At 37.0% G+C, this 4,847-nt stretch carries 2 protein-coding genes; both read left to right on the top strand.

Going from position 1 to position 4,847, the window contains the following annotated elements:
* Positions 1–195 precede the first annotated feature (195 nt).
* The gene (locus tag AC3DU7_RS25505) at positions 196–1,389 is read left to right on the top strand and encodes an MFS transporter (RefSeq protein ID WP_488042083.1); all 1,194 of its coding nucleotides are present in this window, start codon (positions 196–198) and stop codon (positions 1,387–1,389) included.
* A 749-nt stretch (positions 1,390–2,138) separates the two neighbouring features.
* A partial coding sequence (locus AC3DU7_RS25500; RefSeq protein ID WP_488042082.1) for a glycerol-3-phosphate acyltransferase occupies positions 2,139–4,847 on the top strand: 2,709 nt, incomplete at its 3' end.

Raw genomic sequence — 4,847 nt, 5'->3', positions numbered from 1 at the left:
AATTATACACTATTTGTAGGGGGTTAACGGTCGTTAAGCACTACTATTTGTGGTGGTTATGCGTAAGTTCTGATATAATAAACTTCTTGCTCAAATACTTATAATTACCTTTGTATTTGCATTTGGGCGGTAAATAAATATATCTAGCAGCGCTAAAGCGCAACTACAAACAAAGACTATTCTCAAAAATTAACTATGGGTATTAACAAAACTTTACTAATTATGGCAGTAATCGGTGGAGCTGCAGTTGCCAACTTATATTATAATCAACCCCTATTAGCAATAATTGCCGAAAGCCTCCATGCTCCTACTCAGCAAGTTGGGTTAATTCCCATGATGACACAAATTGGTTATGCCTTGGGGTTGCTGCTATTTGTGCCCTTGGGCGATATCATAGAGCGACGACGCTTAATAGTGACAATGCTGATGGCAACTGCTATAGCTTTACTAACAGCAGCTATGTCTCCGAATATTAGTTGGTTAATTGTGGCTAGTTTACTTATTGGTATGACTACAATAGTTCCCCAACTTGTTGTACCTTTTGCTGCTTTTTTAGTAGAACCGGGAAAACGTGGCAAAGCTGTTGGAACTGTGATGAGTGGTTTATTTATTGGTATTGTTTTAGCTAGAATGACTAGCGGATTCGTCGGAGCAAATTTTGGTTGGCGAGCAATATATTTCTTTGCTAGTGGGTTGATGATATTAATAGCAATAGTATCAACATTTGTACTACCAACAGCAAAACCCTCTGTTACTCTCTCATACCCAAAATTGATTCTTTCTTTGGGACAAGTAATTCGAGAACAATTATTATTACGACAAGTAGCTTTAATTGGAGCAATGTCTTTTGCTGCTTATAGTATTTTCTGGAGTACAATGGCATTTTTCCTGAAAGCACCACCCCTAAACTATAGTAGTCAAGTAGCAGGAATGTTTGGTGTAGTTGGTGTTGTGGGAGCTATAGCAGCGGTAATTGCTGGTCGAATGGCAGATCGAAAAAATCCTAGATTGATTTCTATGTTAGGTGTTGTGATTTCTAGTTCATCATTTTTAGTATTTTCTTTAGCAAGATATGAATTATGGAGTCTAATTTTGGGAGTGATGCTGTTAGATTTGGGAGTGCAGACAACTCAAATCTCTAACCAAGCACAAATTTATAGTTTACCTACGAAAATACATAGTCGTCTGAATACGGTTTATATGGTTTCCTATTTTGTGGGAGGAGCTATGGGGTCTTACTGTGGTAACTATGCTTGGAGTAATTGGCAATGGAACGGAGTTTGTGGCATTGCTTTATTTGTTCTAGTTTCAGCTTTGAGTATTTTATGCTTCACAATTTTCTGGAAAAAACCAAAGCAACAACTTTTGAGTGCTAGATCGACAAGATGAAATTTTATACCATTTCTGAATAGTAATGCTATGTTTGATTACCATCTAACTACTTTCTACCTCCTTATCTCTCAATCTCCTCATTTCCCTATTACAAAGATATAGAACCCCTAAACGGATCTATTAAGCATCTCCTCCACGCATAGGGAGTAGGGAGTAGGGAGTAGGGAGTAGGGAGTAGGGGGAAATAATTGATGAATAACAGTGCAATAAAAGAGCATGATTTTTGATTGTTGGAGATATCTATCTATAGAACCCATTTGATATCTATATAATTATGGTAGTCAAGTCTTTTAGCGCATCAATGAGTGAGGAAAAATTATGAAGAAGAAGTGTTGAATTTTTTGTACTATTTCTCCCCACATCTTCCCTCTTACCTCCTGTCTCCTGTCTCCTGTCTCCTGACTCCTAGCTAAAAAAACGCGCATATTTATGAAGATACCCTTAGGGGTTCTATATAGCAAACTTATTGAGATTTGGTATCATAATGAAGAAAATTAAAGACAATTATTAAATAGAGATTAAATCTATAATACCAAATTCAAAAAAGGCAGTTACATCTTAATTTGTGATTTCTTCTTAAAAGAAAAAATTATAAATTCCATAAATTCTAAAATTTCCACCTTTTTTCCTCTTTAATATTTATGTTTTTCTTTCTCTGTTCCCTGTTCCCAGCTCCGGTGTTCCCTGTTCCCTGTGTCCTCACGCTTTGCAATATTTTATGAAATTGGTATAACTCAAAATTAAATATGCAAATATTAGTCTTAGTATTGTTTCTAGCTATTTGCTTTTGTCTCGGCGCTCTCCCGCTTACTGCTTTAATAGTTAAAATTCTGGCAAATATCGATCTCAGAAAAGTTGGTACGGGTAATATTAGTGTGGCAGCAGCTTTTTATCACGCGCCGAAACCAGTGGCAATAACAGCAGTATTAGCAGAAATAGTTAGAGGTATTGCGCCAGTTTTAATAGCAAAAATGTTATTTCCAGAGATTTTTGCCTTGCAGTTAGCGGGGTTAATTTTTTTAGTTTTAGGTAGATACTTTATTGCTAAAGGTGGGGGTGTGACTAATGCTAGTTGGGGAGTTTTGGTTTATTCTCCTTTAGTGGCATTGGGTTCGGGAATTACAGGATTATTAATATTAGTAATAGGAAAAAAAATTTATCCTCAAAACAATCAAAATATCCGACAATGGGCAGCTCGTGTGGGATGTCTCAGTAGTTTTTTCTGGGTTTTATTATTTCGCCAGGAGGCATCTTTTTTTGAACTTTTCGCAGCATTAGGATTAGCAATTATATTAGTAGTAATAAATCTGAGGCAAAGTGATGATATGGCTTTACCAAAACAACCTATATTTTCTCTCGATAGTGAACTAGATGCCAAAATATTTGGGGAGAAAGCAGCTAGATTAGCTCAACTGAAAAAAGCTGGTTTTAATATTGTTGAAGGTTTTGTTTTACCTACAACTGAAGCAGGTACTCAAGGCAATTGGAATAGGAAAGTTGATTCTTCATTACCTACTATCGATTCCCCTTTACCAGAGCTGGATAAAAATAAAATGTCTATTGATTTCCCCCTAATTGTTCGTTCTTCTGCTGTAGGGGAAGATAGCGATAATAGTTCTGCTGCCGGACAATATCAAACTATTTATCCGGTGAAAAATCAAACAGAATTATTAGAGGCAATTAAGATTTGCCGTCAATCTTATTGGTTGCCAGAAGCTGTTGCTTATCGTCGGCAAAGAGAAATTCCTGATGCAGAAATGGCTGTATTAATTCAGCCTTATATTATTAGTCAAGTAGCTGGAGTAATGTTTACTCGTAATCCTTTAGATGGTGGTGCAAAAATAATTATTGAAGCTCTGCCAGGAGGTGCAGAAAAAGTTGTGGGTGGGCAGTTTAGTCCGGTACATTTAGAAATTGTTTCTCCTGCCTTTGAAAGGGGGGATAAAGAAGGTATTCTTCCTTTGAAAGGGGGGAGTAAAAAGTTGATTCTAACTCAAACTTCAACCAATTTTAAACATCCTGTAGACGACGGGGTATTAAATCCAAAAGAAAAAGATAATAATCAATCTTTAGAGCAAGTAAAATCTCCTGATTTTTTACCTGCAGAAGTTATTGAAGAATTGGTAAATCAAGCAGAGGCTATTGAAGCGTTTTTTCATGGTTTACCCCAGGATATTGAATGGTGTTGGGATGGTGAAAAAATCTGGATTTTACAAAGTCGCCCCATTACTAATCTCAGACCAATATGGACGCGAACTATTGCATCAGAGGTAATTCCAGGGGCAATTCATCCTTTGACTTGGTCGATAAATCGTCCTTTGACTTGTGGAGTTTGGGGAGAAATTTTTACTATTGTTTTAGGGGAAAAGGTAGCAAAATTAGATTTTACTGAAACGGCAACTTTGCTCGGTTCTCATGCTTATTTTAATGCTACTTTGTTAGGGGAAATCTTTAGAATGATGGGATTGCCTGAGCAGGGTTTAGAGTTTCTGTTACGGGGGCAAAAAATGGGAAAGCCACCATTAGGAAAAGTGTTGCCTTCTTTGCCTGGTTTATGGCGGTTGATTAAAAAAGAAATGGTAGTCGATAGTGAATTTGAACGCGACTATTATCAAATTTTTATTCCTACTCTACAAATTTTAGAAAATAATTTCAAGCAAAATTCATCTCAGTCTTTATCAGAATTATTAGACCAAGCTAGACAAATTCAGGAATGGTTAAAACCGATTACTTTTTATAATATTTTGGGTCCGATAGGTTTGGCAATTAGGCGATCGCTCTTCCGAGTTTCTGAGGAATGGCTACCTACTGATACTGCTCCGGAAATTGTTTCAATTCGAGAATTACAAAAGCTGGCGGTTAAGTTAAAAATGGCAACTAATTCTGATGGAGAAATAGAGGCAGAGTTTGAGCAAAATCAGGAATTACAATGGGAGTTTCAGCAATGGTTGGAAAGTTATGGTTATTTGAGTGAGGTTGGTACGGATATTGCTGTTGCAACTTGGGGAGAAAAGCCGGATAATTTCCGTGATTTATTATTGGCAATGGCTCAGAATCAGTCATCAGTTATCAGTTATCAGTTATCAGTTAATACAGTAGAAGAGTCTTTAAATTTGTGGCAGAGGTGGCGACTGGGGCAATGTGCAAGACGTGCGAGAACTAAGGGTAAAATTGCTGAGGTTTATGGGAAGCTTTTGGCTTATTTACGATTGACATTTTTAGCCATAGAAAGTTATGGGTTAGAGGCAGGAATTTTTGAGCAAAAAGGAGATATTTTTTATTTGGAATTTGAGGAAATTCGGCAATGGATTTTATCTACAGTGGGTTTGGTTGAGGAAGGAAACCCAACAAAAGAATCTCCTCTAACTCCCCTTGATCGGGGAGGGATAACACAACCTCCTGTAGGTTTGGTTGAGGAAGGAAACTCAACAAAAAAATCCCCCCTAACCCCCCTT

Source organism: Okeania sp., assembly GCF_983059655.1.
This window is presented reverse-complemented; position numbering and strand designations above follow the sequence as displayed.

Coding starts and splice junctions, on each gene's coding strand:
- AC3DU7_RS25505 (WP_488042083.1), top strand. CDS start 196: ATGGGTATTAACAAAACTTTACTAATTATGGCAGTAATCGGTGGAGCT.